6 protein-coding genes and 1 pseudogene are annotated in these 5,767 nt (G+C 69.0%); 5 read left to right on the forward strand and 2 right to left on the reverse strand.

The genetic code is table 11. The features are described 5' to 3' along the window. Positions 1–77 precede the first annotated feature (77 nt). Positions 78–338: pseudogene (locus ACZ60W_RS36900) on the forward strand (dihydrodipicolinate reductase C-terminal domain-containing protein); the annotation flags it as partial. A gap of 5 nt (positions 339–343) precedes the next feature. Further along, positions 344–796: a hypothetical protein gene (locus ACZ60W_RS36905; RefSeq protein ID WP_469759780.1), complete on the forward strand. Its 453-nt coding sequence runs from the start codon at positions 344–346 to the stop codon at positions 794–796. On the opposite strand, the gene ACZ60W_RS36910 is transcribed toward ACZ60W_RS36905, so the two are convergent. Further along, a complete protein-coding gene (locus ACZ60W_RS36910; protein WP_469759781.1) occupies positions 786–1,343 on the reverse strand; it encodes a hypothetical protein in 558 nt (185 codons plus the stop codon). The genes ACZ60W_RS36905 and ACZ60W_RS36910 overlap by 11 nt on opposite strands. Before the next feature lie 54 nt (positions 1,344–1,397). Next, on the reverse strand, positions 1,398–1,637 hold the full coding sequence (locus ACZ60W_RS36915) for a hypothetical protein (RefSeq protein WP_469759782.1): 240 nt from the start codon (positions 1,635–1,637) through the stop codon (positions 1,398–1,400). Between the two features lie 152 nt (positions 1,638–1,789). Here ACZ60W_RS36915 and thyX point away from each other — a divergent pair, with 152 nt between their 5' ends. From thyX to ACZ60W_RS36930, 3 genes are all read left to right on the forward strand, one after another. After that, the gene (gene thyX, locus ACZ60W_RS36920) at positions 1,790–2,530 is read left to right on the forward strand and encodes an FAD-dependent thymidylate synthase (RefSeq protein ID WP_469759783.1); all 741 of its coding nucleotides are present in this window, start codon (positions 1,790–1,792) and stop codon (positions 2,528–2,530) included. 178 nt (positions 2,531–2,708) lie between these two features. Continuing rightward, a complete protein-coding gene (gene dapA / locus ACZ60W_RS36925) occupies positions 2,709–3,608 on the forward strand; it encodes a 4-hydroxy-tetrahydrodipicolinate synthase (RefSeq protein ID WP_469759784.1) in 900 nt (299 codons plus the stop codon). Between the two features lie 98 nt (positions 3,609–3,706). After that, a complete protein-coding gene (locus ACZ60W_RS36930; RefSeq protein WP_469759785.1) occupies positions 3,707–5,392 on the forward strand; it encodes a ribonuclease J in 1,686 nt (561 codons plus the stop codon). The last annotated feature ends 375 nt before the right edge of the window (positions 5,393–5,767 follow it).

Raw genomic sequence — 5,767 nt, forward strand, 5'->3', positions numbered from 1 at the left:
CCTCTCCCTCTCTTTAGCCCACCACTACCTGGACCCCCCCCCCCCCCCCCGCCCCCCCCCCCCCCCCCCCCCTCCCCCCCCAGCCGGACAGCACCACCCACGGGCTGGAGGGCGCGCGCGGCGCCGACGTCGACGGCGTCCGTGTGCACTCGGTGCGGCTCTCGGGCCTCCTGGCCCACCAGGAGGTGCTGCTCGGCGGCGAGGGGGAGACCCTCACCGTGCGCCACGACTCGCTGCACCACTCCAGCTTCATGCCGGGCATCCTGCTGGGCGCCCGCCGCGTGACCACCGCTCCGGGCCTCACCTTCGGCCTGGAACACTTCCTGGACCTGGGCTGACGGTCATGGGCGGAAAGATCACGTACGTCTTCCTCGCCACCGTCCTCGTCCTCGTCTTCGGGGTGGTGGCGATGGAGGGCGTCCTGCTCCTCCTGACGGGCGAGCCGGCCGCCATGGGCATGGGCGCCGTGGCGTTCCTGCTCCCCGCGGTCGGCGGCTGGTTCCTCTGGAAGAACACCAGCTTCGCGCGCCGGGCCAACCGCCTGGCCGCGGAGCTGGAGGCCGAGGGCGGCCTGCCCGTCGACGAGCTGAAGCGCACCGAGGGCGGTCGCATCGACCGCGACTCGGCCGACGAGGTCTTCGCCCGGCGCAAGGCCGAGACGGAGGACTCGCCCGAGGACTGGCGCTGCTGGTTCCGGCTCGCGGTCGCCTACCACGACGCCCGCGACACCCCCCGGGCCCGCAAGGCGATGCAGCGGGCCATCACGCTCCACGAGGGGCGTGCGGTCAGCGCGTAGCGTCCGCGACGCCGTACTCGGCGTTCCACGCCTCGACCGTGTCGGCCGCCCGGTCGAAGGCCTCCACACGGGAGAGGAAGTCGGCGTTGTGGTCGGTGAGCAGCTGGAGCTGCTCACCGACCTGCCGGTCGAGCACCAGGGCCTGGCCCTGGACCGTGCGGGGGAGACCCAGCCAGCGCACCGGCTGCTGGACGGTCCGTACGGAGGTCACCTTGGCCCACGGCACGGTGACGGTCGAGAAGAAGGCCACGCGCCGGATCCCGGCGCGGCTCACCCATGCCCCCATGCGGAGCAGCCGCAGCGCCGCGAGGATCACGAGGAGGGCGATGGTCAGGGTGGCCAGCGATCCGCCGACGGCTCCGGCCGCGGCGATGATCACCGCGGCCAGGAGCACGAAGGACGCCAGCAGCAGCGCGAGAGCCGCGGCCCCCACCCGCCAGGAACCCGGCCGGTAGGGACGGCGCCACTGGTCGTGGTCGTCGAACGGCAGGGCGACGTGGTCGGTCGTGTCAAAAGCACGGTCGGCCGTCAGAAAGGGCAGGGGCACGACAGGTCCTCACTCACAGGCACGCTCGAAGGGGCGGTGCCCGGTGAGGCTACCTCAGCGGTTGTCGGAGGCTTCGGACTGCTGCTGACGAGTGGCGGACTCCCCCGACTGGAGGGAGGGCATGCCGAAGATCAGCGACCCGACGAGCCCGGCCACCACGGTGAGTCCGATCAGCGTACGGCCCACGATCTGGGAGGCGCCGAGGCGCTCCCTCGGTGGTGGCGTGACGTTACTGCGGAAATGGTCCGCCTCCGCGACGAACGCGAACGGTACGGGCTCTTTCCGGCTGAACATCAGCACCACTCTCCTCGGTAGTCGTCGTCCCTCACAGGGAGAGACGACAGAACCGGGACTTTGGTGCCCTTTTTCACCACAGCGGCCGAATCTCATCCTCCGGTAGGACGTCGTTAGAGTGGGCGACTGCAACCCGACTGGAAGGACCTCTGGTGAGCGACAGCCCCACCGAGAACGTGAAGATCGACTTCCGGAGCGACGTCACCGTCGAACTGGTCAAGAGCGCGGCGGCCGACTCGGACGTCCTCTGGGCGGCCCGGGTCTCCACGGCGGGCGAGCAGTCCCTCGAAGAGCTCCAGAAGGACCCCGAGCGCTCCAAGGGCCTCATCAACTACCTGATGCGGGACCGCCACGGCAGCCCGTTCGAGCACAACTCGATGACCTTCTTCATCAGCGCCCCGATCTTCGTGTTCCGCGAGTTCATGCGGCACCGCGTCGGCTGGTCGTACAACGAGGAGTCGGGCCGCTACCGGCAGCTGGAGCCGGTCTTCTACGTCCCGGACACCGACCGCAAGCTGGTCCAGGAGGGCCGCCCGGGCAAGTACGTCTTCGTCGAGGGCACCCCGGAGCAGCACGAGCTGGTGGGCCGCACCATGGAGGAGTCGTACCGCCAGGCGTACGCCACCTACCAGGAGATGCTGGCCGCCGGCGTCGCCCGCGAGGTCGCCCGCGCCGTCCTCCCGGTCGGCCTCTTCTCCTCGATGTACGCCACCTGCAACGCCCGCTCGCTCATGCACTTCCTGGGCCTGCGCACCCAGCACGAGCTGGCCACGACCCCGTCCTTCCCGCAGCGGGAGATCGAGATGGTCGGCGAGAAGATGGAGGCGCACTGGGCCCGGCTGATGCCGCTGACCCACGCCGCCTTCAACAAGAACGGCCGTGTGGCCCCGTAGGGCACAGATGTCCGAGTACCTCGTGCGAAGTGTCCGTATTGCGACGTTTCACGAAGTTCATCTAGGCTGATCAAACGGACCCGGCGCTGCCTGAACCCCCGAGCAGGCAGCGCCGGGCTCCCTTTCTCCTGTCCCCCTAGGGGACACCCGGCGCTGAGCAGCGAGTAGCGTGTTACCCATGGCTCCGATCTCCACTCCGCAGACCCCCTTCGGGCGGGTCCTCACCGCCATGGTCACGCCCTTCACGGCGGACGGCGCACTCGACCTCGACGGTGCCCAGCGACTGGCCACCCACCTGGTGGACGCAGGCAACGACGGCCTGGTGGTCAACGGCACCACCGGCGAGTCCCCCACCACCAGCGACGCGGAGAAATCGCAGCTCGTACGGGCCGTACTGGAGGCGGTGGGCGATCGCGCCCACGTCGTCGCCGGCGTCGGCACCAACGACACCCACCACTCCCTCGAGCTCGCCCGCGCCGCAGAGCGTGACGGCGCCCACGGCCTCCTCGCCGTGACGCCGTACTACAACAAGCCCCCGCAGGAGGGCCTGTACCGGCACTTCTCGGCCATCGCCGACGCCACCGGCCTCCCGGTCATGCTCTACGACATCCCCGGCCGCAGCGGCGTCCCGATCGACACCGAGACGCTCGTCCGTCTCGCCGAGCACCCGCGCATCGTCGCCAACAAGGACGCCAAGGGCGACCTCGGCCGCGCCAGCTGGGCCATCGCCCGCTCCGGCCTCGCCTGGTACTCCGGCGACGACATGCTCAACCTGCCCCTGCTCTCCGTCGGCGCCTGCGGCTTCGTCTCCGTCGTGGGCCACCTCGTCACCCCGGAGCTCCGCGCCCTCCTCGACGCCCACCTGGCCGGCGAGGTCGTGAAGGCCACCGAGATCCACCAGAAGCTGCTGCCGGTCTACACCGGCATGTTCCGCACCCAGGGCGTCATGACGACCAAGGCCGCCCTGGCCCTCCAGGGCCTCCCGGCCGGCCCGCTGCGGCTGCCGCTCGTGGAGCTCTCCCCCCAGGAGACGGACCAGCTCAAGGTCGACCTGGCCGCCGGCGGGGTAGAACTCTGACATCGGACTTCACAACTGAACACTGACAACAGCAAGTGCACGATTGTCATGCGCGCCACGTGCCAGCGGCACGTGGCGCGCATGGTGAGGAGAGTCTTTTGAGTCATCCGCATCCCGAACTCGGCGCACCGCCGAAGCTCCCGAAGGGCGCGCTGCGCGTCACCCCGCTCGGCGGGCTCGGCGAGATCGGCCGCAACATGACGGTCTTCGAATTCGACGGCCGCCTGCTCATCGTCGACTGCGGCGTCCTCTTCCCCGAAGAGGAGCAGCCGGGCATCGACCTGATCCTCCCGGACTTCACCATCATCCGGGACCGACTCGACGACATCGAAGGCATCGTGCTCACGCACGGCCACGAGGACCACATCGGTGCCGTCCCCTACCTGCTCCGGCTCAAGCCGGACATCCCGCTCATCGGCTCCAAGCTGACCCTCGCCCTGATCGAGGCCAAGCTGCAGGAGCACCGCATCCGCCCCTACACCCTCGAGGTGAAGGAGGGCGACCGCGAGAACCTGGGCCCCTTCGACTGCGAGTTCATCGCGGTCAACCACTCCATCCCGGACGCCCTGGCCGTCGCCATCCGCACCCCCGCGGGCATGGCCGTCGCCACCGGCGACTTCAAGATGGACCAGCTCCCGATGGACGGCCGGCTCACCGACCTCCACGCGTTCGCGCGGCTCAGCGAGGAGGGCATCGACCTCCTGCTGTCCGACTCGACGAACGCCGAGGTCCCCGGCTTCGTCCCGCCGGAGAAGGACATCTCCAACGTCCTGCGGAACGTCTTCGCCAACGCCCAGAAGCGCATCATCGTGGCCAGCTTCGCCAGCCACGTGCACCGCATCCAGCAGATCCTCGACGCCGCCCACGAGTACGGGCGCCGCGTCGCCTTCGTCGGCCGCTCGATGGTCCGCAACATGGGCATCGCCCGCGACCTCGGCTACCTCCGGGTCCCGGCCGGTCTCGTCGTGGACGTGAAGACCCTCGACGACCTGCCGGACGACGAGGTCGTGCTGGTCTGCACCGGTTCCCAGGGCGAGCCCATGGCGGCCCTGTCCCGGATGGCCAACCGCGACCACCAGATCCGGATCGTCCCCGGGGACACCGTGATCCTGGCGTCCTCCCTGATCCCGGGCAACGAGAACGCGGTCTACCGCGTGATCAACGGCCTGACCCGCTGGGGCGCGAACGTCGTCCACAAGGGCAACGCCAAGGTCCACGTCTCGGGCCACGCCTCGGCCGGCGAGCTGCTGTACTTCTACAACATCTGCCGTCCGAAGAACCTCATGCCGGTCCACGGCGAATGGCGCCACCTGCGCGCCAACGCCGAGCTGGGCGCCATGACGGGCATCCCCAAGGACCACATCGTCATCGCCGAGGACGGCGTCGTCGTCGACCTCATCGACGGCCGCGCCCGGATCACCGGCAAGGTCCAGGCCGGGTACGTGTACGTCGACGGCCTCTCGGTCGGCGACGTCACCGAGACGCACCTCAAGGACCGCCGCATCCTCGGCGACGAGGGCATCATCTCGGTCTTCGTGGTCGTGGACTCCTCGACCGGCAAGATCGTCAGCGGCCCGAACATCCACGCCCGCGGCTCCGGCATCGAGGACTCGGCGTTCGACGCCGTGATCCCCAAGGTCGACCAGGTCCTGAACAAGTCGGCCCAGGACGGCGTCGTCGAACCCCACCAGCTCCAGCAGCTGATCCGCCGCACCGTCGGCAAGTGGGTCTCCGACACCTACCGCCGCCGGCCCATGATCCTCCCGGTCGTCGTGGAGGTCTGACCAGCGCCGCACCGGAGCGGGGCGCCTCGATTTGCATCGGGGCGCCCCGCTCCAGTACGTTTACGGCTCCGCCAGATCGGGAACCACCCGGCGCCGCCGTGCGCCTGAACGGTTCTCCGGGAGGCGGGAAATCCGACTCAGATCTTCTGATAAAGTCGGAACCGCTGAAAGGCCCGAAGAGCGAAAAGCGAATTGGACCGGAAAGCACCGAGGAAATCGGATCGAAAAGATCTGATAGAGTCGGAAACGAAGGAAGCGCCCGGAGGGCCTGGAAACAGGAACGAAGGAAGCGTCCGTTCCTTGAGAACTCAACAGCGTGCCAAAAATCAACGCCAGATTAGTTGATACCCCGTCCATCTTCGGATGGCGAGGTTC

The sequence above is a fragment of the Streptomyces sp. NPDC104202 genome, assembly GCF_055584185.1.

What these genes read in the sequence shown, in the direction of transcription:
- ACZ60W_RS36905 (WP_469759780.1), top strand. Translation starts at nt 344, where the DNA reads ATGGGCGGAAAGATCACGTACGTCTTCCTCGCCACCGTCCTCGTCCTC.
- ACZ60W_RS36915 (WP_469759782.1), bottom strand. Translation starts at nt 1,637, where the DNA reads ATGTTCAGCCGGAAAGAGCCCGTACCGTTCGCGTTCGTCGCGGAGGCG.
- dapA (WP_469759784.1), top strand. Translation starts at nt 2,709, where the DNA reads ATGGCTCCGATCTCCACTCCGCAGACCCCCTTCGGGCGGGTCCTCACC.